Source organism: Paenibacillus sp. ClWae2A (genome assembly GCF_032452295.1).
Classification (GTDB): domain Bacteria; phylum Bacillota; class Bacilli; order Paenibacillales; family Paenibacillaceae; genus Paenibacillus.
This window is the reverse complement of record NZ_JAULSQ010000015.1, coordinates 78,908-103,046: the sequence shown is the minus strand read 5'-3', so window position 1 is coordinate 103,046 and position 24,139 is coordinate 78,908. Positions and strand designations below refer to the sequence as shown.

At 46.8% G+C, this 24,139-nt stretch carries 21 protein-coding genes; 3 read left to right on the top strand and 18 right to left on the bottom strand.

Annotated features, from left to right (window positions below):
- Positions 1–265: 265 nt before the first annotated feature.
- Positions 266–1,582 carry a xylose isomerase gene (gene xylA, locus QVE09_RS27985; protein ID WP_133387161.1) on the bottom strand — a complete coding sequence of 439 codons (1,317 nt, stop codon included), beginning with the start codon at positions 1,580–1,582 and terminating at the stop codon, positions 266–268.
- 198 nt (positions 1,583–1,780) lie between these two features.
- On the opposite strand from xylA, the gene QVE09_RS27980 reads away from it, so the two are divergent.
- Both QVE09_RS27980 and QVE09_RS27975 read left to right on the top strand, forming a co-directional pair.
- Positions 1,781–2,947 carry an ROK family transcriptional regulator gene (locus tag QVE09_RS27980; protein WP_315939442.1) on the top strand — a complete coding sequence of 389 codons (1,167 nt, stop codon included), beginning with the start codon at positions 1,781–1,783 and terminating at the stop codon, positions 2,945–2,947.
- A 147-nt stretch (positions 2,948–3,094) separates the two neighbouring features.
- Entirely contained in the window at positions 3,095–3,292 is a 198-nt protein-coding gene (locus tag QVE09_RS27975; RefSeq protein WP_017692236.1) for a hypothetical protein, read from the top strand.
- A 139-nt stretch (positions 3,293–3,431) separates the two neighbouring features.
- Here the strand turns inward: QVE09_RS27975 and QVE09_RS27970 are convergent, their stop codons facing one another.
- Together QVE09_RS27970 and trxB are read right to left on the bottom strand one after the other, a co-directional pair.
- Positions 3,432–3,662: a glutaredoxin family protein gene (locus tag QVE09_RS27970; protein ID WP_036668031.1), complete on the bottom strand. Its 231-nt coding sequence runs from the start codon at positions 3,660–3,662 to the stop codon at positions 3,432–3,434.
- Positions 3,663–3,723: 61 nt separating this feature from the next.
- Positions 3,724–4,665: a thioredoxin-disulfide reductase gene (gene trxB / locus QVE09_RS27965; RefSeq protein WP_036606934.1), complete on the bottom strand. Its 942-nt coding sequence runs from the start codon at positions 4,663–4,665 to the stop codon at positions 3,724–3,726.
- Between the two features lie 256 nt (positions 4,666–4,921).
- On the opposite strand from trxB, the gene QVE09_RS27960 reads away from it, so the two are divergent.
- Positions 4,922–5,653, top strand: a complete 732-nt coding sequence (locus QVE09_RS27960) for a ZIP family metal transporter (protein WP_315939441.1) — start codon at positions 4,922–4,924, stop codon at positions 5,651–5,653.
- Between the two features lie 123 nt (positions 5,654–5,776).
- Here QVE09_RS27960 and QVE09_RS27955 read toward each other — a convergent pair whose 3' ends face one another.
- The 15 genes from QVE09_RS27955 to QVE09_RS27885 form a co-directional block, all read right to left on the bottom strand.
- On the bottom strand, positions 5,777–6,586 hold the full coding sequence (locus QVE09_RS27955) for an alpha/beta fold hydrolase (protein WP_315939440.1): 810 nt from the start codon (positions 6,584–6,586) through the stop codon (positions 5,777–5,779).
- Between the two features lie 132 nt (positions 6,587–6,718).
- Positions 6,719–8,734 (bottom strand): heavy metal translocating P-type ATPase, encoded by a 2,016-nt coding sequence (locus QVE09_RS27950; RefSeq protein ID WP_315939439.1) that lies wholly within the window; start codon positions 8,732–8,734, stop codon positions 6,719–6,721.
- Positions 8,735–9,155: 421 nt separating this feature from the next.
- The gene (locus QVE09_RS27945; RefSeq protein WP_315939438.1) at positions 9,156–10,463 is read right to left on the bottom strand and encodes a homocysteine synthase; all 1,308 of its coding nucleotides are present in this window, start codon (positions 10,461–10,463) and stop codon (positions 9,156–9,158) included.
- Positions 10,464–10,701: 238 nt separating this feature from the next.
- On the bottom strand, positions 10,702–11,547 hold the full coding sequence (locus QVE09_RS27940) for a sugar phosphate isomerase/epimerase family protein (RefSeq protein WP_315939437.1): 846 nt from the start codon (positions 11,545–11,547) through the stop codon (positions 10,702–10,704).
- Between the two features lie 37 nt (positions 11,548–11,584).
- On the bottom strand, positions 11,585–12,337 hold the full coding sequence (kduD, locus tag QVE09_RS27935; protein ID WP_315939436.1) for a 2-dehydro-3-deoxy-D-gluconate 5-dehydrogenase KduD: 753 nt from the start codon (positions 12,335–12,337) through the stop codon (positions 11,585–11,587).
- 78 nt (positions 12,338–12,415) lie between these two features.
- Positions 12,416–13,174, bottom strand: coding sequence for a DeoR/GlpR family DNA-binding transcription regulator (locus QVE09_RS27930; protein WP_315939435.1), 759 nt, complete (start codon positions 13,172–13,174; stop codon positions 12,416–12,418).
- Between the two features lie 86 nt (positions 13,175–13,260).
- Positions 13,261–14,100 carry a 5-dehydro-4-deoxy-D-glucuronate isomerase gene (gene kduI, locus QVE09_RS27925; RefSeq protein ID WP_124118136.1) on the bottom strand — a complete coding sequence of 280 codons (840 nt, stop codon included), beginning with the start codon at positions 14,098–14,100 and terminating at the stop codon, positions 13,261–13,263.
- Positions 14,101–14,260: 160 nt separating this feature from the next.
- Positions 14,261–15,244 (bottom strand): zinc-dependent alcohol dehydrogenase family protein, encoded by a 984-nt coding sequence (locus QVE09_RS27920; RefSeq protein ID WP_315939434.1) that lies wholly within the window; start codon positions 15,242–15,244, stop codon positions 14,261–14,263.
- Positions 15,245–15,469: 225 nt separating this feature from the next.
- Positions 15,470–15,799, bottom strand: coding sequence for a cytochrome o ubiquinol oxidase subunit IV (gene cyoD / locus QVE09_RS27915; protein WP_215077953.1), 330 nt, complete (start codon positions 15,797–15,799; stop codon positions 15,470–15,472).
- Positions 15,800–16,420 carry a cytochrome o ubiquinol oxidase subunit III gene (gene cyoC, locus QVE09_RS27910; RefSeq protein WP_091038523.1) on the bottom strand — a complete coding sequence of 207 codons (621 nt, stop codon included), beginning with the start codon at positions 16,418–16,420 and terminating at the stop codon, positions 15,800–15,802. It lies immediately after the preceding gene.
- On the bottom strand, positions 16,421–18,391 hold the full coding sequence (locus QVE09_RS27905) for a cbb3-type cytochrome c oxidase subunit I (RefSeq protein WP_315939433.1): 1,971 nt from the start codon (positions 18,389–18,391) through the stop codon (positions 16,421–16,423). It lies immediately after the preceding gene.
- Between the two features lie 21 nt (positions 18,392–18,412).
- Entirely contained in the window at positions 18,413–19,387 is a 975-nt protein-coding gene (gene cyoA, locus QVE09_RS27900) for a ubiquinol oxidase subunit II (RefSeq protein ID WP_315939432.1), read from the bottom strand.
- A gap of 318 nt (positions 19,388–19,705) precedes the next feature.
- The gene (locus QVE09_RS27895; RefSeq protein WP_124118139.1) at positions 19,706–19,969 is read right to left on the bottom strand and encodes a hypothetical protein; all 264 of its coding nucleotides are present in this window, start codon (positions 19,967–19,969) and stop codon (positions 19,706–19,708) included.
- 360 nt (positions 19,970–20,329) lie between these two features.
- Complete coding sequence (locus tag QVE09_RS27890; RefSeq protein ID WP_315939431.1) at positions 20,330–21,691, bottom strand: GH1 family beta-glucosidase; 1,362 nt, start codon at positions 21,689–21,691, stop codon at positions 20,330–20,332.
- 16 nt (positions 21,692–21,707) lie between these two features.
- A complete protein-coding gene (locus QVE09_RS27885) occupies positions 21,708–24,089 on the bottom strand; it encodes a glycoside hydrolase family 95 protein (protein WP_315939430.1) in 2,382 nt (793 codons plus the stop codon).
- Positions 24,090–24,139 lie beyond the last annotated feature (50 nt).

Genomic DNA, 24,139 nt, shown 5'->3' with positions numbered 1-24,139 from the left:
TGGCAAGGGTGAAATCCGGGGATAAATGCGCACGCTTCGCTTCCTCGGGTCCTTTCTGTTCACTCCGTTTTGCATGCACCATCTTAGACAACCATTTATATCAAAACAGTAGACCGGTTTGTTGTTTCATCAAAAAACCGTCCCCGCCTTCCCAGGGGAAAGTCGGGAACGGTCCGAATGTCATGCTTGTTCAGGCGTTCCGTGGTACAAGCTCGTGCAGGGAGGTATGGTTACATGCCATTCCTTGCACAGATGAATTCTAATATTAGTCAGCCAGAATGTACTGATTAAGTTGTGCTCTCAGCAATTCCTGACGTCCGGATTGGTTTTTGCGTGGGTTTTCATTGTTGAGTGCATACTCAGCAAGGGAAGCAAGTGTTGCTTTACCTGCAACCACATCTGCGCCAATACCTTCGCTGAAGCTGCTGTAACGTTTTTCGATGAAGTCATCGAATACGCGATCTTCAATCAACTTCGCTGCTACTTTCAGACCTTTTGCATACGTGTCCATACCTGCGATGTGTGCCAGGAAGAGATCGTCTGCTTCAAAGGAACCACGACGTACTTTCGCGTCAAAGTTCACACCACCACGGCCAATACCGCCGTTTTTCAATACTTCATACATTGTCAATGTAGCATCGTACATATCAACCGGGAACTCATCCGTATCCCAACCGATCAACATATCGCCTTGGTTTGCATCGAGGGAACCGAGCATGCCGTTTGTACGAGCAACGCGGATTTCGTGATCAAATGTATGACCAGCCAGTGTAGCATGGTTTGCTTCCAGGTTGAGTTTGAAGTGTTTGTCCAAACCGTATTTTTGCAAGAAAGCAATGGAAGTTGCTGCATCATAATCATATTGGTGTTTCGTTGGCTCTTTTGGTTTAGGCTCGATCAGGAATTGTGCATCAAAGCCAATTTCCTTCGCGTAGTCTACAGCCATGTGGAACATGCGAGCAATGTTGTCTTGCTCCAGTTGCATGTCTGTGTTCAGCAATGTGTCGTAACCTTCACGGCCGCCCCAGAATACATAGTTTTCAGCGCCCAGACGTTTACCCACTTCCAGACCTTTCTTGATCTGTGCCGCAGCATGAGCATACACGTCTGCGTTACAAGTGGAAGCTGCACCAAACATGAAGCGTGGGTTCGAGAACATGTTCGCCGTGTTCCAGAGCAGTTTTTTGCCGCTGGATTTCATATGATCTTCAATCAGATCAACAATGGTATCAATGTTGCTGTAGAACTCGCGCAGATTGTTGCCTTCTGGTGCAATGTCCACATCGTGGAAACAGAAGAACGGGAGATTCATTTTTTCTAAAAATTCAAATGCCGCTTCCACGCGTACTTTCGCGAGGTCCAGACCCGAGTATTTATCCCACGAACGAACAGCTGTCTCCGCACCGAACGGGTCACTGCCACCTGCAGTTAATGTATGCCAGTAAGCCATACCAAAACGGAAATGTTCTTCCATCGATTTGCCGGCTACCACTTCTTCCGGATTATAATGTTTAAAAGCAAAAGGATTCTTGGAATCTTTACCTTCGAATGCAATTTTATTAACGGATTCAAAATAGGCCATGTGTAAAATGCCTCCTCAATAGTTTTAAGAAATCGTTTACACCGTTATCCTATCACATCGAATATACTTTGTCTATTGGTTAAACAAAGTAAAATAAAATTGTTTTTAACATGTTTGTTTACGCTATAATAGTCGAATAACTTGTTTCGGATGTGGGTCAGAACCTTTTTATCAGAAGAATAGGAGTGCCTTAACCATATGAAAATTACCGGAGACCAGATGCTGGTCAAAAAAATAAACAAGTCGATCGTTCTGGATACGATCCGGCGCCATGCCCCTCTTTCTCGCGCACGAGTGTCCGAGGTTACGGGGCTGAACAAAGCAACGGTATCCAACCTGGTTGCTGATCTGATCAGTGATGACCTGGTGCAGGAGATTGGCCCTGGGGAATCCAGCGGCGGACGTAAACCACTCATGCTGCTGTTTCGAGGGACATCCGGCTATGCAGTCGGTCTGGAACTCAGTGTGACCCATTTGAAAGGCGTGCTTACGGATCTGGAAGGACACATCATTACAGAGTACGCAGTGACCTTGGAACATCATGACGTGTCCTCTGTACTGGAGCAATTGAAATTGGCAGCAAAACAGCTCATTGAAGCAGCTCCTCCTTCCCCTCACGGTGTCATTGGTATTGGCATCGGCGTGCCGGGCATGGTGGATGAGGCAGGAACGGTCCTGTTTGCACCCAACTTGGGGTGGGAGAAGGTAGCTCTGCGCTCGATGCTTGAAGAAGAATTTGAACTGCCTGTAACGATCGATAATGAAGCCAATGCTGGTGCCCATGGAGAGTTGAATTTTGGTGCTGGCATCGGTGTCCGTCACATGATCTACATCAGTGCAGGCATGGGGATTGGTTCAGGCATCATGGTAGATGGTGAATTATACAAAGGTGCGTGGGGCTACGCAGGGGAAACAGGGCATATGTCCATTGAAGCGGAAGGTCTTCCCTGTTCCTGCGGAAATCGTGGTTGCTGGGAGTTATACGCATCGGAAAAAGCCTACGAGCACCCGGATCATCAGCTAAAATTACCTGCTCATACCACACGCGAGCTTATTCATCATGCAGAGCAAGGCCATGAGGCTGTTCAAGAATTATACAACACGATTGGACGCAAACTGGGGGTTGGCATTACCAATATCGTTAACAGTTTCAACCCGGAACGTATTATCATTGGTGGCCCTCTTTCTGAAGCAGGTCCTTGGATTGAAACGGCGTTAAAACAGGTTGTCGAGGAACGTACGTTACCTTATCACCGCCGCAGTTTGCAGATTGAGTGGGCAGCTCTGGGCAGCCGTTCCACCCGTGTTGGTGCCGCTTACTCTGCAATTTCCCAGTTTCTAGGAAAAATCAGGGTATCCGTCTAATAACAGACGAAAATTGACATCATTTTGCCCCATTTCCTCCCTTTTTGTTAAAGAAATCCAGATGTATAATGGGGTTATGTGATTTTTGTCATGGCTGTGTGAATAAAGCTGTGTTAATTCCGATAACGAAACGGAGTGAAAAAAAGCGTGACCTACGTGGATACTTCAGATATCTCGGCGCAAATGTTTGTCACCGTCCTCCTGTTCCTGATTGTGCTTGCGCCCCTGTTCAGCCTTGGCATACTCCGATTGTTTCAGAGCAAAAAGAAGGCTGGTTTCATGTACATGCTGTCAGGATTGCTGGTGTATGTTGTATTTCAGACTTTCATGAGTATTTTTTTCTAAATCATATTCTGTGTTTGCACAAAAAACCGTACCCTTCCGGGTACGGTTCTTTCTATATCCTAACGGCTCGCGAAAACCGGAATTGCATATGAATCGAAAATTTCTTTCAACATATGATGATTCAGATAATCAGCCTGATTTAAGCGTCCAATGCTTTGGCAAATTGAGTTTTGTTCATACCCAGAATGCGGTGTTCACCAATGACAGTCAATGGCACGGCACGCACACCCATGTCCCATACTTGTTGTGCAAATTCATCGCTAGTTTCGATGTTGCGCTCTTCATAAGAAATACCTTTGTCAGCCAGGAACGTTTTTACGGATTTGCAGTTCGGGCAGTTCGTTGATGTATATACAATTACGTTTTCCATGTTTAATTCACCTCATATGTTTTTTATTAATCTATCGTTTGGTTGGAATCAGCTCATTCTATTACAGAACAACTGCGCTGTGCTCCAAGCTTTCAATGTATTTCTCTGTGTCCATAGCAGCCATACATCCGCTACCTGCAGCTGTGATCGCTTGTTTGTAACGAGTATCTTGAACGTCACCACATGCGAATACGCCTGGGATGTTTGTCTCGGATGTACCTGGTGTAGTCAGGATATAACCATGTTCGTCCGTAGTGATTTGTCCGCCAAGGAATCCCGTGTTTGGTGTGTGACCAATAGCTACGAATACGCCGCTTGCTGGAATCACTTCTTCTTCACCTGTTTCATTGTTCAACACTTTCAATCCGGTTACGCCGTTGTCGCCAGCAAGTACTTCGAGTGGTGTACGGTTCAAAGCCATTTCTACTTTTTCGTTGCTGCGTGCACGATCCTGCATGATTTTGGAGCCACGCAGTTCTTCACGACGGTGTACCAGCGTTACTTTGGAACCGAAACGGGACAGGAAGCTTGCTTCCTCAAGAGCAGAGTCACCACCGCCGATGACGATGATTTCCTTGTTACGGAAGAAGAATCCATCACATGTTGCACATGTGCTGACACCTCGGCCTATATTCGTTTCTTCGCCAGGGATACCCAGGTATTTAGCAGTTGCGCCTGTGGACAGGATCAATGTTTCCGATACGAGTTCACCCATACCTTCAACTTGAATCTTGAACGGACGCTCGCTCATGTCGATGTTGTTCACCCAGCCTGTGCGGAATTCAGCACCGAAGCGCTCAGCTTGTTTACGCATGTTGTCCATCAGTTCAGGACCCATAATACCATCAGGGAAACCTGGGAAGTTCTCCACTTCAGTCGTTGTTGTCAGTTGGCCACCAGGTTGTGGTCCTTCAATAACGAGTGGGTTCATGTTGGCACGTGCCAGATAGATTGCTGCTGTCAGCCCTGCAGGGCCTGTTCCGATAATGATTGATTTATACATGTATAGTTCCTCCCCCGGGTTCTGCAAAAAGGTCGGGCCCTCCGGCATCAAAAGCTTAGGCTTTTGCATACACTAGAACGAAAAGCCTACATCATGTCCACAAGACCTGCCCGTGTAATGACAATTGCCCTATGCAGAAACGGAATTCTAATTTATAATCATTCTAATCTGTTGTTCATTATGATCTCTTTTATGTACGGTGTCAATGCTCGGCAGCGATTATGAAGAAGTCTTCATCAGGAGGGAAAATGGAAGCATGAACGATGCACTCATTGGCAGTTTTATATCAGCCATGTCTACCGGCCTAGGGGCCGTACCGATTCTATTTATGCGCAAAATATCGCACCGTCTGCGTGATATCTTGCTGGCATACGCCGCAGGTATTATGACCTCGGCCTCAGTGTATAATCTCATTCCGGAAGCGCTTGGTCAATCGAATCTCTTTGTACTCGCATTTGGTATTATGCTTGGTAGCTTGGTTCTACTGGTGCTGGAGATGAAGATTCCTCATGTCGATCTGGAGAATCCAGAGAAAATGCCTTTTAAAATTGAAACCAAAGCCTTCATGATTATTGCAGCCATCACCATGCATAACCTGCCGGAAGGGTTATCCGTTGGAGTCAGCTATGCAAGCTCGGATGAGAACCTCGGCAATCTCATTGCTTTTTCCATCGGATTGCAGAATGCGCCGGAAGGATTCCTGGTGGCCCTCTTTCTCGTGAACCAGAACATTGGCCGCTTCAAAGCGCTGGGTATTGCCACCTTGACCGGAGCGGTAGAGATTATTACAGCTATGATTGGTTACACATTAAGCAGCCTCGTAGCCGGCCTTGTCCCTTATGGATTGGCATTTGCAGCGGGTGCGATGATGTTCATCGTTTATAAGGAACTCATTCCTGAGAGCCATGGTGACGGCAATGCACGTGTAGCAACTATCTCGTTTTTACTCGGACTCATCACAATGATCGGTCTGACCGAACTGTTTTAATTGAAGACTAAAGAACCCGAGCGAACAGTCCAAGACTGTCAACCGGGTTCTTTGTTTAGCCACAAATGAAGATTCAATGAAATTACTGGGATCGCCTGTCAGAGGTATTACGCCCTCTCCTGATCAGGATTGGATGAACCGAATCAGTTCCGAATTGAATTTTTCCAATTCATCATAGAATGCACCATGACCGCTCTCTTCAAAAGCAATTAGTTGAGACGAAGCGATGCCCTTGTGCATCTGCTCGGCGAACTCAAACGGACAGATCTCATCCTTTTTCCCGTGCAAAATGGCTGTTGGCACCTGAATCAAACTCAGGTCACCTCGCAAGTCCTCATCCCGCAACGCAATTGCACTGCGAATGGTACCATAGGATGAAGCCTCCATGCCAAGCGCGTGGAACCAATCCATGAATGGCTGGCTGTGTTTCTTCGCGAAGAACATGCCGCCAAACGTCTCCAGTAACTTCGGACGATCTGCAAAGATCTGCTCGATGATCTGCTCGTTCAGCTGCTCTGGAGTCAATCCATACGGATAACCTTCGCGCTGTGTGAACACAGGTGCTGCCGCAGATAACAAGGCCAGCTTGGAGACACCATGTCCCTTATGGCGAGCCATGTAATGTACTGCGATCGCTCCACCCATGGAGAACCCCGCGAGTACCGCGTCTTTCAGCTCCAGATCATCAATAACGGCACGAACATCATCTGCCATGCGATCATAATCATATCCTGTGGAAGGCTTATCCGATAAGCCATATCCTCTAAAATCTATCGCGGTGGCACGAATGCCATGGTTCGGCAATACGTTCAATTGATATTCAAACATTTTATAATTGACAGGCCAGCCGTGCAAAAAGACAACCGGGGTTCCTTCGCCAATATCTTCAACATATACTTTTACATTTGGTTCCACTTGTACATAACGTCCCATCTTTCACAGCTCCCTTAGTATCGAATCGTCTCTTCGAATCATTACCCGCTGACCCAAGGTTCAAACGTAAGCCGTTCAACCAGCCGCCTACTACTAGCGAAACCAATTAACCATTTTACTCTCCAAATCTGATTACCGCAGCAGCCTAAGGCCATTCAGAATAACCAGAATAGTACTGCCTTCATGACCTACCACACCTAGAGGCAATGCGACGTCTTGGAGGAAGTTACCCGCAATTAAAGCCAGAATAACGGTAATGGCAAAGAACATATTCTGCTTCACCGTGCGCTTTGCTCGACGAGCCTGCCCGATCACCCAAGCGATCTCTTCAATGTTATCGTTCATGAGTACCGCATCGGCGACCTCGAGTGCAGTTCCGCTGCCGGACAATCCCATCCCCATACCCACAGTAGCTGCTGCAAGTGCCGGGGCATCATTGACACCATCTCCTACCATCAGTACAGGACCATACTGTTTGCGAAGCGCTTGGACCTGCTTCACTTTATCTTCTGGCAGCAAGTCTGCATAGACCATGCTTACTCCTGTTTCACGGGCAATCACAGAAGCTGATCTGTCTCGATCTCCTGTTAACATCGCAACTTTAACACCCATCGCTTCAAGCTTTTTCACTGCAGCTGCTGCCTGAGGCCGTACCGTATCCCGCATGGCGATCAGCCCGACCAATTCACCATCAGCCATCACAACGGATACGGTTTTTCCTGCCCCCTCTAGACGGGAGCGTACATCGTCCCACTCAGAAGACACCTTCACAGGGTTAACACCCTGTTTATCTGGATCATCAACGTTAGCGTCTTTTATCTTCTCTGACTGCATCGTTTCCATTACATTTGTTTTGCCAATGCTCCAGACCACATCGTTTACCGTTCCTTCGATGCCCCAGCCTGTTAGGGCCTGTACGTGTTCCGCTTCCTGAAGAATAATGTTCTCCTTGTTCGCCTGATCTACGATGGCACGAGCCAAGGGGTGCATGGAGATGTTCTCAATCGCTGCCACAGCACCTAACAGCTGGGTGCGATCTACATGTTCAGCCGTGATAATATCTGTGACTTGCGGGGTGCCCATGGTCAATGTACCTGTTTTGTCAAAAGCCACGACCTGCGTACGAGCCATATTCTCCATATGGGCACCTCCCTTAAAGAGAATACCACGGCGGGCACTGCTGGACATCGCGGACAGCATGACAGGCATGATCGAGGACACCAGTGCACAAGGCGAAGCAACAACCAGAAATACCATCGCTTTATAAAATGCCTCATTCCATGTCCATCCAAGCAGTAGTGGAGTTCCTGCAATCACAAGTAAAGTCACCCCTACAACAATGCGTGCGTATATTCCTTCGAACCGCTCCATAAAACGCTGGGAATCCGGTATTTCTGCTTGCGCTTCTTCCACCAATTTAATGATTTTGCCGAATACTGACCCTTCAGCCGTTTTTGTGACCTCTACGTATAAGGCGCCCTCCCCGTTTACCGTACCTGCATAGACTTCATCCCCTGCAACTTTGTCCACAGGCAGGGATTCTCCGGTGATGGACGACTGATTGATAAAAGAACTCCCCCGGTACACCACGCCATCTGCTGGGATGAGTTCTCCCGGTTTGACCAACAGCAGATCACCCGGCTGCAGATCATCAATAGCCACGAGGTTCATCTGTCCATCCTCAATACGCAGTGCAGTCTCTGGCTTGAGCGCCAGCAACGATGAGATATCCTTATGACTGCGCTCTGTCGCATAACTTTCCAACGCACCACTGAGTGCAAAAATAAAGATCAGCATCGCACCTTCATTCCAGTAACCGATGGCCGCTGCCCCAAGGGATGCGGCAATCATCAGCAGGTTTACATCCAGATCACGGTCCTTGACCAGTGTCTCGATACCTTCCTTCGCTTTGGTCCAACCGCCAACGGCATACGCCACAATGTAGAGCATGATGGATAAGGTACCAAAAAATGGTGCAGTTCCCCAGGCAATCAGCATCAACAGCCCGCTGCCCAATGCAGATTGCATCTCTTTATTCTGCACCATGGCTCGAAAATCAGGCTTCTTGCCCCGATTGGGGCCGGGTGTTTGGGATGAGCGTTGTTCTGCTTGTTGCTGTCTGTGTAGAGGTTGATGTATCGCTTGCATATAAATCACGTTCCTTTCAAATGGTAGGTTTGCGGATAGTGAGTATGCTCAAGTTCCGCTTCCAGAAATGAAGTTGTATTGAGAATGAGAGCCATTGTTAATGCCCTAAAAATGACACATGCTGCTGCGGAAATCCCGCAGCAGCATGGTTTTGTGAATCATTTTGCAATAATCTCGAATGAGAATGATAATCATTTTTGTACTTGTGCAATTATTTTTACTCAATACAACTTTTAATCAGTATATGCCTGTGATCCTCATTTGTAAATGGGCTTTTTTCGATGGTTACTCATAAATGCGTGTTCAAAAAGACAAAAAGCCGCTGTCCCGGAGGACAACGGCTTTAACCATCTATTGATATTCATTTGACCTGTTTATGGTATATCGCTTAAGTGATTGTTTACCATCCATCCAATGCCATTTACGCGCCTACACTTGCTCCCTGACTTGCTTTGATGGCTTGCTCCAGATCATAGATAATGTCTTGAATGTTCTCTGTACCCACAGACAGACGAATCAACTCCGGATTAACGCCTGCTGCTGTTTGTTCATCTTCGGTCAACTGCGCGTGAGTTGTACTTGCCGGGTGAATGATCAGTGACTTGGAATCGCCCACGTTTGCAAGGTGAGAGAACAGTTTGACACTTTCAATCAATTTGCGACCTGCGTCCGCACCACCTTTGATTCCAAAGGTCAGAATGGCGCCCTGCCCTCTTGGCAGATACTTCTGTGCAAGCTCGTAAGAACCGTGGCTCGGCAGACCTGCATAACTTACCCAAGACACATCCTCATGTTTCTCAAGGAATTGCGCAACTGCAAGGGCGTTGCTACTATGACGCTCTACGCGCAGATGTAATGTCTCCAGCCCTTGCAGCAACAACCAGGAGTTAAATGGAGAGATTGTTGCACCCAAGTCACGTAGAAGTTGTACACGAGCTTTGATAATATAAGCAATCGGTCCAACCGCTTCCGTATATACAACTCCGTTATAACTGGAGTCCGGCTCCGTCAATCCAGGGAACTTGCCACTTGCTTTCCAGTCAAATTTTCCGCTATCCACGATAACGCCACCAATGGATGTACCATGACCCCCAATAAATTTCGTTGCAGAGTGAACGACAATATCTGCTCCATGTTCGATTGGACGAAGCAGGTACGGACTCGGGAACGTATTATCCACGATCAAAGGAATTCCATGTTCATGAGCGATAGCTGCCACCGCTTCAATATCCAGTACATTCCCCTTTGGATTACCGATCGTTTCGGCATACAATGCTTTCGTTTTCTCCGTAATCGCTGCCCGGAAATTCTCAGGATCACTGGAATCCACAAATTTCACGTCTATACCCAATTTTGGCAAAGTCGTCGAGAACAGATTGTATGTACCTCCATACAAACTCGCCGAAGACACGATCTCATCGCCTGCACCAGCAATATTCAGAAGTGAAAACGTAATGGCTGCCTGACCAGAAGCTGTAGCCAGCGCCCCAGCTCCGCCTTCCAACGCCGCGATCCGTTGCTCAAACACGTCGGTTGTTGGATTCATCAGACGGGTATAGATGTTGCCAAACTCTTTCAAACCAAACAAGTTAGCTGCATGCTCGGTGTCCTTGAATCCATAGGATGTTGTCTGATACAAGGGTACAGCTCGTGCGTTGGTGGTTGGATCAATCTCCTGGCCTGCATGAATTGCCAATGTTTCAAATGAAAGCTCACGTTCGTTTGACATAAATCTGAATCCTCCCTTGATATATACGGTCTTTAACTTCCTGATGTCTTCGCTTGGTGGCGTATGTTTTCCATATTCTCTCACAAGATGTCGCATTTGAAAAGACTTATTTCCGATTGTTCCGATAAGAAATATTAAATATGTCCATTATCGATTTCTGTACCAAAAAAACCTTTGCCCTCGCAAAGGTTTTTCAGCTACTTTGGCTTCGGTATGTTATACCTCATCCAGGGTTTTGTTAGACCCGAACTGCACTCCATACTTCACGCAAATGTTTGGCCGCAGGCACAGCTTCCTCTGCAGTTACGCCTTCAAGTGAAATATCGATATGTGGCTTATACGTTTTTAGCAATTCAAAAAATAACGGGTAATCCAGTATGCCTGCCCCAGGTACTGGGTTGAACTTCTCTCCCTGTGCATCGAAGGCTACATCCTTCGCATGGATCACAATCATGCGCTGATACAGCGATTTCATCACCTCGCGCAAGAAAGCCCCTTGATCAGCTGCATGTGGTTGTTTGATCAGATTACACGGGTCGAACAGCATCCCCAGATTGGATGAAGGAATCTCTTCAAACAAACGTGTCATATGTTCATGGGTATGAAGGGTATGTGTGGACACAGGCTCAATCGCCGCATGCACGCCCCATTTCTCCGCTTCCTCAGCCAATTCCTCAACCGTTTCTTTCAGCACGCTCCATGCCTTCTCTTCATATCCATCCGGATGCGTACCCTGATAGGTGTCCAAGCTTCCGGTCTCCGTTGCTACCATGCTGCAACCAAAATCCCGGGCATAACGCAGATGCTCCTTGAATCGATTAATGTCCGCACGCCTTGTTACCGGATCAGGGTCAATCGGATTAATATAACAGCCCAGTACCGCAATCTTCACCCCGCGCTGTGCAAATTGATCTCCAATCTCATTCGCCAGCCCAGGGCTGAGCTTGCCATTCGATGAGTCCACATCTGATAATGCTTTGGCAAGCGCCAGCTGTACGGAATTGAATCCGTTATCCGCAATCGTCTGCGCAAGCTGTGCTGTAGGCTGTTTGCCAAATGTATGCGCCAGAATACCAAGTTTCATCTCACTGCCTCCTTATGCTAATCCGATGATCAAACGATTAACGTGCCATCCAGCCGCCATCGACATTCAGCACATGACCATTCAGATAATCCGAAGCGGCAGATGCCAGGAAGACAACCGGGCCTTTCAGATCTTCAGGTGTTCCCCAACGCCCCGCAGGAATACGGGCTGTAATATCCCGGTAACGATTCTCGTCCGCACGGATCTGGGTAGTATTATCGGTTTCCATATAACCAGGTGCGATACCGTTAATCTGAATTCCCTTCCCTGCCCATTCATTGGCGAGTGCTTTGGTTAAACCGGCAACGCCATGTTTACTGGCTGTATAACCCGGTACATTAATCCCGCCTTGATAGGACAACATGGATGCAATATTAATGATTTTGCCACTTCCGCGCTCAATCATATGTCTGCCAGCCAATTGGCTTAGGAAAAATACAGTGTTCAGGTTCAGGCCAATTACATCATGCCAGTCCTGCCCTGCATGATCAGCCGCAGGTGTGCGACGAATGATTCCGGCATTGTTGACGAGAATGTCAATTCTGCCCTGGAACGCAAGCGCCTGTTCGAACACAGCCGACAACTCATCTTCACGACTTAAATCCGCTTCAATCACATAAGCTTTGCGTCCGAGTGCTTCAATGGCACTTGCCGTTTTCTCAGGCTTGGAATAAGAGACCAGCACCACATCAGCACCTGCTTCTGCCAAGCCAATGGCCATCCCTTGTCCAAGTCCTCCCGAGGTACCTGTCACCAGTGCAACTTGTCCGCTTAAATCAAATGGGTTCATGAATGATTCCCTCCGCATGGTTTTGATATGCAATCCTTAGATCCGTCCGTTCTTTAATCCCATGAATAATGAATGAGGTTAACTTTGATAATCCACTGTGACACCGCTCTGCTCGTATAAGGCAACTGTCTCTTCATCCAAACGACTATCGCTGATAATGTAGTCCAGTTCCGAACACTGTGCGAAAGTTCGCAGTGCAAATTGTCCGAATTTATAACGATCCACAACGCCGTATACTTGCTGCGAGGCAGATATCATTGCTTTTTTCAAAGGAACCAGATCTCCCGTGTAGATCGATAGCCCAAATTCCGGATGAAGGGCTGTCGTGGATATAAAGGCTTTATGAATGTTAAGACTGGATATAAATGCAGCCGTATCATCGCCCACCAGCATATTCCGTACACGAGCCCCGCCAGGCACAACCAGTCTCACTTGCTCCTTCTTGGTCAACTCCGCAATAATGAACAGGTCATTGGTCACCACCGTCAGCGGCTGATTATCGAGACGTTTGGCCATCTCCAGCGTGGTGCTGCCACCATCGAGAGCAACGATATCTCCAGGTCGAATGTAAGCAAGGGCACGTTCAGCAATCTCCGTCTTCTCCGGATGATGCTTCTCGGTAACTCCGCGGCTATTCAAAATGCCATACTGGTCATTCTGAGCCAGCATAGCACCACCATGGACACGTACGAGCAGTCCCATACTCTCCAACTTGTCGAGATCCTCTCGCACTGTTTTCCCAGTCACCTGCAACAACTCACTCAAATCACTGACGGTTACTTCCTGGCGCTCCAGCAGAGCCTCCATAATTTTTTCATGTCTTTTCAATGGATTCATCACAATCAACTTCCTATACTACCTGAGTTAAAATGAATGAGTTCTAGCGTCTACTCTGTCAATTTAACTCAGACGTCTGTAATTTATTATTTCAGGTCTTTCATCGCTACGCCGTCCATATCTTCGAACGTCTGGTTCTCACCAGCCATCGCCCAACAGAAGGTGTAATTACTTGTACCCACACCACTGTGAATGGACCAGCTTGGGGAAATGATCGCCTGACGGTCGCGTACAACCAGATGCCGCGTTTCGTCTGGCTCACCCATCATATGGAATACAACGCCGTCTTCTGGTAGATTCCAGTACAAGTATACTTCGGAACGGCGGTTATGGGTATGTGCAGGCATCGTGTTCCACATGTTACCCTTGTCGAGTTCGGTAATGCCCATTACCAACTGACAACTCTGAATCCCACCTTCTCCTTGGTGAATATAACGATAGATCGTACGCTCATTGGAAGTTTCGATGCTGCCCAGATGATTCGGCTGAGCTTGTTCTTGCGTTGCTTTTACTGTTGGATAGGTGTGGTGAGCCGGTGTGGATACAAAATAGAATTGGGCAGGTTGAGCCTTGTCACTGCTCGTGAACACAACTTCCTTCACACCTCTGCCGATGTAGAGACATTCCTTTGCTCCAATCTCATAGCCTTGTCCATCCGCTGTTACTGTTCCGTGACCACCTACATTAATGATACCGATTTCACGACGCTCCAGGAAAAAGTTCGTTCCGATATCTTTCAGGTTCACTTCAAGCGTAATATCCTTGCTCTCAGGTACAGCCGTTCCCACAATATAACGATCCACATGAGAATACACCGTTACCAATTCATCGGTAGCAAACAGTTGCTCCATCAAAAATTCCTCACGCAGGCGAGATGTATCATACGTTTTCACTTCATTGGGATGTGCAGCATAACGATTTTCCATTATTAATCCATTCCTTTCGTCATTTAAATTAGTTGGGATTGAGTTTGGTAATGTTCATATAAGTTCATTTTAGTTCATTATGTATCTTTTGTGTACCTTTATTTTCGAAAAAGTAATTTATATGATAATGAGATTAAGACTTTTTTCCAAGTCTTATGTACTACTGTATTAAGAGAACCTTCCCCTCGATACCCGATTCAGCCACTGCGATAGCCTGTTGTACATTCGTTAGTTCATACGTCGCCCCAATGTTTGCCATGACAAGCCTCCCTGCTCTGACCAACTCCATCACCTCATGAAATACCTGTTCCCACCGTTCTTGCGAACAGCATTCCACCCAATGCTTTAACCAGAAAAGTTTCACATGAACTTGTGTCCCCCGGGTTACTTCATGCCATACCGGTGTGATCCCCGAAAGCAGTCCTACACTGATGACCGTACCATTTGGCTTAAGGCAACTCACCAAATGTTCACCGTCTGTCCCTCCAATACAATCCACGGCTGCATCAGCACCGCACCCCTCTGTTAATTCCGAAATTCTATCCTGTAGCAACTCTTTCTTCGTATTGATAACAGAAACTGCTCCAAGACGATACAGTTCAGCAGTATGACGATCATCTCTCGTGAGCGCAATCAATTTAAATCCATAGATTTTTGAAATCTGTGCAAAGATTCGCCCGATCGCAGATCCCCCTGCATTCACAATGAGGGTATCACCGTACGTAAGCTTAAGCACCTCTGTACAGATCAACCAAGCCGTAACCGGATTAATATAGAGCTGACTGGCTGATTGATCATCGATATCATTCGGCACGATGATTGTATGACGATCCAAAGTCTTCACGACGTCCTGCCAAGTATTCTCACCTTTTAGCGGCAAGACGCGGCGTCCCAACATTTGATTGGATACTCCCGGCCCTACTGCTTCTACTATCCCCACACCCTCAAACCCGGGAACAGCTGGTAATCGGGTACGATGCGGGTAAGCTCCTCGAACAGGAATAATATCGGAGGGATTAATAGGCCGAGCATACATCCTAACTGCTAATTCACCGGGGCCAGGGGGGATCACATCTTTTTCTTCCATACATAACACTTCACTTGGTTCGCCAAAACGATAATAACGGATTACCCTAGCTTTCATTGGTACATCTCCTAAAATAATTTTGCTAAAATAGCTCTAACTAAAATATTGAATATATTTACAGAGTGTATAACAATAGTATCAATCGTAAATTATTTCACCAACAACTTATTATGATATAATCCAACTTTTATTTCACTAAAATATGCGATAACTTCTGCTTAGAAAAAAAAAGAGCCCCACAACCTTGAATTCCAAGGTCGTGAGGATCTTTCATCATATCAATTAATGTGCAACAGCATTGTTAAGCATAATCCAGATCGAACCAATTACAATGGTCATCATAATCAGTAATCCGAAAATAAGGGCCATCACATTCCAGCGCGGTTTCTCTGTTTCACGGATATGCATGAAGAAGAAGAGTTGAACCACAAACTGAAGTGCTGCTGTACCAAGAATCACAACGAGTGTTCCTGTTTTGCCCATCATGTCGTTCAAAACCACCACAAGTGGAATGATCGTCAGTACGACGGACAGAATGAAGCCGATGACATAAGACTTCAGTGAGCCATGTTGTTCATGGCCGTGGGAATCATGTGAGTTGTGCTCTGCCATCTACATCACCCCCATGAGATAGACAATCGACAGGAGGAAGATCCATACGACGTCCAAGAAGTGCCAGTACAAGCTGATAACGTTGATCTTACCGCGAGTAACGTCGGTAATTCCACGTTTTTTCAGTTGGAACATGAGTCCGATCATCCAGATCAGACCAAGCGATACGTGAAGTCCGTGAGTACCCACGAGGGTGAAGAATGCACCAGAAGCCGCACTCGTCGTGTAACTAAAGCCTTCGTGAACCATCTCAACAAACTCGTAAACCTCCAGGGCGATAAAGCTTGCACCCAGAACAGCTGTAACAATCAGCCAGTTAATCAATTGTTTCACTTTACCCTGGTTCATGGCCAGAACGGCAAGTCCGCTCGTAAATGAACTCGTGAGCAAGATAAATGTCTCGGCGATAACGCCAGGCATTTTGATCAGTTCGGACAAAATCGGTCCGCCCGCCGAATTGTCACGCAACACAATGAAGGTTGCGAACAATACGGAGAACAAGATAACGTCGGAAATCAGGAAGAACCAGAATCCGAGAATTTTCATTTCCTGTGGATCATGGTGGCCATGGTCATGACCATGCGCATGATTCTCACCGTGCTTAGCGGCTGCTTGAGCCATCTATACCGACCCCCTTAACGACGCTTCGGTACGCTTAATTTCGTCGACCGGAATGTAATAATCCGTATCGTAAGAGAATGAACGGGCGATCATACAGATGCCTACGCCAGCAAGTCCGAGAATCGCCATCCACAGCCAACCGAATACGAAGCCGAAACCAGCAACGAACCAGAAGACAGACATGATGAACGGAATCGAGGAATTTTTCGGCATGTGAATCGGCTCAAGCGGTTGCTCAGGCGGATAGATGCCTTTGGCACGACGTTCTTTCTCTTCCCACCACTCATCGATATCATCTCCGCGCGGTGTAACAGCGAAGTTATATTCAGGAGCTGGTGAAGGAATCGACCACTCGAGCGTACGACCATCCCATGGATCGCCGGAAGCTTTAAGTGTTTTGTATTTGCGAATACCGTCTGCAATTTGTGCAACTTGGAACAAGAATCCGACACCCATCAGGAATGCCCCGATTGTGGATACGAAGTTCAGTTCCCACCAGCCAGTATCCCAGCCGTATGTGCTCAGACGACGTGTCATACCCATCAGACCGACAGCGTACTGCGGCATGAAGCAGACATAGAAACCAATATTCCAAGTCCAGAATGCCCATTTGCCCAGTTTCTCTGGAAGTTGGAAACCGAACATTTTAGGCCACCAGTAATACAGACCTGCGAAGTATCCGAAGACAACGCCACCGATCAATACTTGGTGGAAGTGGGCAATCAGGAAGTAACTGTTGTGGAACTGGAAGTCAGCAGGAGCAACGGATAACAGAACGCCTGTCATACCCCCGACAATAAAGCACGGGATAAAGGCAAGTGTCCACATCATCGGAGTCGTCATGCGTATCCTTCCTCGATACATGGTAAACAGCCAGTTAAATATTTTAACCCCTGTTGGAATAGCAATCAACATCGTGGTAACGGCGAAGAATGCATTCACGTCTGCTCCGGAACCCATCGTGAAGAAGTGATGCGCCCATGTGAAGAAGGACAGGAAGCTGATAATTAACATTGCAAATACCATTGACTTGTAACCAAACAGTTTTTTCCGAGAGAAGGTACTTACAATCTCGGAGAATACACCGAATGCCGGCAAGACGACAATGTATACCTCAGGGTGACCCCACATCCAGATCAAGTTGATATACATCATTGGGTTACCGCCCAGATCAAGTGTGAAGAAATGCGCCCCGGCAAACCTGTCGAGGAATAACAATGCAAGTGTCACGGTCAAGATCGGGAAAGCAAACAAGATAATGATACAAGTGGAGAATACCGACCATGTGAACATCGGCATTTTCATCCATCTCATGCCTGGCGCACGCATTTTAATGATGGTAACCAGGAAGTTGATACCGGTAGCCAGGGAACCGATACCCGATATCTGTATACCCCATATATAGAAGTTCTGTCCGACCCCCGGACTGTGTGACAGCTCCGATAGAGGTGGATAACTCAGCCATCCCGCATCCGGTGAACCACCGATAACGAAGGACAGGTTAAACAGCATTGCTCCCAGGAAGAATAACCAGAAGCTCAATGCATTCAGAAACGGGAAGGCAACGTCCCTTGCTCCGATCTGTAATGGCACGATAACGTTAAATAAACCAAACATAAATGGCATGGCCATGAACAAGATCATGATCGTGCCGTGAGTTGTAAAGACCTGATTATAATGTTCAGGATGTAAGAAATCCATGTTAGGCATAGCCAGCTGCAGACGCATCATCAATGCATCCACACCACCACGGAACAACATGATAATGGAAGCAATGATATACATAATACCGATCTTTTTATGATCGACGGTAGTTAACCAGTTACGCCAGAGCCAGCCCCATTTTTTGAAATAAGTCAGCACCGCTACGATGGTAATCATCGTAATTCCGATCGCTACGTCCGCACCATAAATCAGCGGGTCGCCGGTAACGAAAAACTCCGATGCAAACTCTTTAAGTCTCTCTAACATTGGGGGCCTCCTTTCGAATCTTTAGTTAGCACTCTTGTCCTCGTCTTGATTAGACTTATCAGTTGCACTTTGAATGGCTCCAGCAGCTTCACTTGAACTTCCATGCTTACTGTGAGCACTTTGACCATCTACAACATACTTGGTCACAATATTTTGGAACAATCCTTCTGGGAAGGCAGAATAATAAGCAACATTGCTTGTTCCTGGTTCAGCCAATGCTTTGTAACCTTCTGTAGTCAACGCCTGAGAATTCTGTTTCACTTCAGCTACCCAATTGTCAAAATCTTCGTCCGATGTAGCATTCACATCAAAACGCATTTCTCCAAAATGCTCACCTGTGAAGTTAGCGCCTGAACCCCAGTACTTGCCTTCATGATCTGCCTGCAGATACAAGGTCATCGCCATACCCGACATCGTATAAATCTGTCCTCCAAGTTGCGGAATCCAGAATGAGTTCATCGGTGAATCCGCAGTGAGTTCAAATTTCACGGGCCGGTCTGCCGGAATATTCAGCGTGTTGACCGTTGCAATCCCTTGCTCAGGATACATAAACAGCCATTTCCAGTCCAGTGAAGACACTTGGATGGTAATTGGTTCTTTCTCATGAGCCAACGGCTTCGAAGGCTCCAGAACATACGTGTAACGAATCGTTACAATTGCAAGTATTCCAATAATAATAATTGGAACCGTCCACCAGATTGCCTCCGCCTTCGTACTATGAGACCAGTTAGGCTCATAAGCAGCTTTGTTATCCGGCTTGTCGCGGTAACGCCATACGATTACGGCAGACAAAATGAGTACTGGCACAATGATGACAGCACACAAAATTGTCGAGATGACAATCAAATCTCTCTGCGAAGCGCCAATTGGCCCCTTCGGATCCAGAACAACGTACTGCCCGCCTGCCAGCATTGGCCAGACAATCAATGCAATTGTAACCAACGTCAGGACAACCGGAATGATAATCCGGATTAGCGACCTAGGTTTCTTGTTCATTTTGATCCCCTCTCCTTAAATTCGCTCATACTGAAAAATCAGTATACTACTCTCTTCCTACTAAAGATATCAGAAATGAACAACTTTTTTGTTCTTGTTAACAAATTTGTCGATTTTACACCTTAAATGTGTGAATTTTTTCTCACAAATCGCTTGCATGCTTGATATTTGTACTTCGTAATCTTTACACTTCAAGTCACAAAATAAAACCCTTTGCAGTCCCGTTGAACAGTGTCAACGAATCCGCAAAGGGCTTTATTGACTGGATTCCGGGAACTCATCCAGTCTTATTATGAACGAATTAACGCAGGATTATAATCAATCGGCGCCTTCGTCTTCCCGGCGTGTATGAACAAGGCCAATCGCTTTGGCAATAACGTAAATAAACACACTACCTACAAGGAATCCAATACCAACCATCAAACCAAGATTACGATCATTAAAGTCATTCAGATTGATCAGACACATAACCACTCCCGTAATGAGTGCGATCCATGCCAGAACTGTCATCGTCAAGACGGCGCGCCGCATATTTTTGTCTTTGCGCTCCAATTGGCTGACCATTGCTGTCTTCGATGCCATAGTAAACACTTCCTTTTCCCTTTTTGTAAGTGCTTTCCTTATACCAATATACCACATCAGTATGATTTTTAGTCAACAAATGTTCAAATTTTATTCTCAATTTGGACACTTTATTTTGATTTATACTGTTGACAAAACATTTATCAATTCATTCATACTTCTTATAACCCAAAAAACGTCTCTTCATAACAGGAACTGCACTTGACCTTATGAAACCTTTATGAACTACTCATTTTAAATTGTAAAAAATACAAAAAAAGACGGCACATTGGAATATTCCAATGTTACCGTCTTTTTCATCTTCAATAAGGGAACCATATAAATTGAGGACCTGCTTTTCCCTTAAACCTGCCATCTATACTATTGGGGATTATGTTCGTTCCGTGTTTCCAACCAATTATTCTTGATGACGTTCTGATACCAGTAATAACTCTCCTTCGGCGTTCTCACGAGTGAACGATAATCCACATGAACAAGACCAAAACGCATCCGGTAGCCTTCTGCCCACTCGAAATTATCCATCAATGACCATGCCATATACCCTTTCAGGTTAATACCGTCATTAATGATGCGGTGAATTTGAGCCAAATGCTGCTCATAATATGAAATCCGGCGATCATCGTTAATTTTTCCGTTCTCCAGATCATCATTAATGCAGGCGCCATTCTCCGTGATATACACATCTACATTGCCGTACTTTTGCAAGTAATGCATGAATTCATACAAGCCACGTGATTCCACGGGCCAGCCAATATCAGTTTTGGTGAGGCCCATGTCAACTTCTTCCGATTGCAGAGCACCGGCCTCCGGATTGAAGCGATTGATCCCCATCGTGTAATAGTTAATGCCGAGCAGATCGATCGGTTGCGAGATAATCTCCATATCGCCTTCCTGAATGGGTACGGTAGCCCCCGCTTCTGCGAACCAGTCCACCATAAATTGCGGATACGATCCTTTGTAGATTGGATCAAGGAACCAATCGGTATTGAGCGCAATCGATCGGTCACACGCAGCTTGGTCCTCAGGAGATTTGCTGTACGGCTCAGCCCAGCACACGTTCGGAGCAATACCAATCTGACCCGTTGTTCCCAAGCGACGGAAGGATTGAACGGCTTTACCATGAGCAACCAGCAATCCATGTGCCACATTAATTGACGTTTGCAGGTCTTTGTTTCCTGGTGCATGAATCCCGAGAAGGTTCGACAGGAACGCGATACACCATGGTTCATTAAATGTCAGCCAAAAGTTGATCTTGCCCGAGAATTCTTTGAAAATCACTTCGGCATATTTCACAAAAGCGTCTACAGTTCTGCGGTTGCCCCAGCCCCCGTCATCCTCCAGCGTTTGCGGAAGATCCCAATGATACAAGGTGAGGAACGGTTCAATTCCAGCCTCGATCAATGCATCCACGAAGCGATGGTAGAAGTCCAGTCCTTCCCGATTGATCTCCCCATCTCCGTCAGGAATAATGCGCGGCCACGCAATGGAGAACCGGTACGTATTAATCCCGAGTTTCTTCATCAGTTCGATGTCTTCCTCATAACGGTGGTAACTGTCACATGCGACATCCCCATTGTCTCCGTTATATACTTTGCCAGGCGTGCGCGCAAACGTATCCCAGATGGATACCCCGCGTCCACCTTCCTGTGCCGCTCCTTCTATTTGATAGGAAGCTGTTGCTGTACCCCATCGAAAATCTTGTGGAAATTGAAAAATGGTCATGGTTGGCTCCTCCGTCTCATGATGACACGCGGATCGTCTGTCCTGCGGTCATCGTTAAAATAATTACATAATCGCCCTGAGGCGTAAGCTCTGTCTTGGCTTGTTCATTTCCTTCCACACGCAGCGGATAAACACTGCGAAGGGTCAGCGACTCACTTCGATCTGCCTTAATAATCGCTGACTCAAGCTTATTGTTCGTCCACGTTATAGCTACCGTATAACCACCCCGTGCACGAAGCCCTTCAACACGACCTTGAGTCCAGAGTTCAGGCAGTGCCGGCAGTAAATGTAACTCGTTCAAGTGGCTCTGCAATAACATCTCGGCGATTCCGGCCGTGCCTCCAAAATTACCATCGATCTGGAATGGTGGATGGTCATCAAACAGATTCGGATGTGTGGATCTGGCCAGCAACGTGCGGACAAACTGATGTGCCTGGCTGCTATCCAGCAGTCGTGCATACAGATTGATCAACCATGCACAGCTCCATCCTGTATGCCCGCCACCTTGTGAGATTCGACGTTCAAGCGATATTCGTGCTGCTTCTACCAATTCCGGTGTGTGCACTCGATTGATCTGCTCCCCCGGATACAACCCATACAGATGGGAGACGTGTCGATGCCCTGGCTCAGATTCAGCAAAATCTTTAAACCACTCCAGCAATTGTCCTTCGCTTCCAATTCGGAATGGATAGAGTTTGTCCAGAGCCTCACCCCACTCACTCACCAATGACTCATCTAGATTCAATTGCTTCGCGGCCTCAATACAGCGGCTGAACAGTTCACGAATTAACGTCATGTCCATCGTTGAAGCCATGGATATACTGCGTGCCTCCCCAGCATCTGTGAGAAACTTGTTCTCTGGTGAAGTGGATGGAATCGTAACCAGATAACCATCAGGCCCTTCCACCAGCCAGTCGAGACAGAACAGCGCCGCCTCTTTCATGATGGGGTAGGCACGTTCCTCCAGAAAACGCTGATCACCGGTAAATTGATAATGCTCCCATAGATGTGAGGTCAACCATACCCCGCCCATCGGCCAGAAAGCCCAGCTTGCATCTCCACCTGTCGGTGTAGAGGTTCTCCAGATATCCACGTTATGATGGGCAGCCCATCCAGGAGCTCCATACAGAATCCGCGCCGTTCTTCGTCCTGTATCACTGAGATCGGTCAGCATATCAAACAGCGGCTCATGACATTCACTAAGATTGCAGACTTCTGCTGGCCAGTAATTCATCTCCGTGTTGATGTTGATCGTGTAATCACTGTGCCATGGCGGCTCTACCTGATGGTTCCAGATTCCCTGCAGATTGGCAGGCTGGCTGCCCGGACGCGAACTAGCCATTAACAGATATCTTCCATACTGAAAATAAAGTGCCTCCAGCCCAGGGTCTTGTTGCCCTGCCTGATAAGCCTGCAGTCTCTCATCCGTAGGCAATTCAGCGTTAACCGATACCCCTAAATCAATAGAGACCCTATTAAACAAAGCGCGATGATCTTGAACATGTCGGTCACGAAGTACTTCCGCACCATGTGTGATCGCTTTGGAGATTATCTCCTTGCATTCCTCTTCCAATACAAGATGATTCTTCACAGGCAACACATCATAACTCTCAAAGGACGTAGCTGCTGCCAGATAGAAAACAACCTGATCTGCACCATGAATATGTAACTTGTCTTCCAGATTGGAGACCTTCACCTGATCGCCAGATGCCGTAACTGCTAAACGCACAGCATAAGCGGTTCCCCGATCTTCTTCATAAAGGACGGATTCCGGGTGATCCCTGAAATAATTGGACTCCACATGACTTGGGCACCGACTGAACATGGTGAGAGCATCTCCCGAAGTCTCAACGCGATAAGGATGGGGACTGTCCAGAGTAACACTTACACTCACAGCGCCCTTCTGATCAGCAGTCAATGTGCAGACCATTAGATCATCCGAAGCACTGGAATACACTTCACGTACGTAACGAGTTCCTTCCCATGAGTACGTCGTGGTTGCAATACCTGATTCCAGATCAAGCTCCCGTTCAAATGCATCATATGAAAGATCATCCAGACCCTCATGTTGCAATAGAAAATGACCCATCGGCTGGTAAGCCTCCACATCACGGCCAAGCATTTCACGGTTCAACAAATCCTCAGCTTCAGCATACTGTCCAGACATGATCAACTCTCGCGTCTGCTTCAAATACCGCTGACTGCTGTATTGAATCGTATCCCGTGGAAACCCTGACCATAACGTATCTTCATTGAGCTGAATTCGTTCATCCGCTGCGCCGCCATACACCATGCCTCCAAGACGGCCGTTTCCGATAGGCAGCGCTTCTTCCCAGCGTTGCGCCGGTTGTCGATACCATAGACGATTGATTTTAGTTTGGTTGTTGTGTTGGGGCATGATTAGCTCCTGTTCCTAAATCAGCTGTATATTCCTTATAATATAAAACG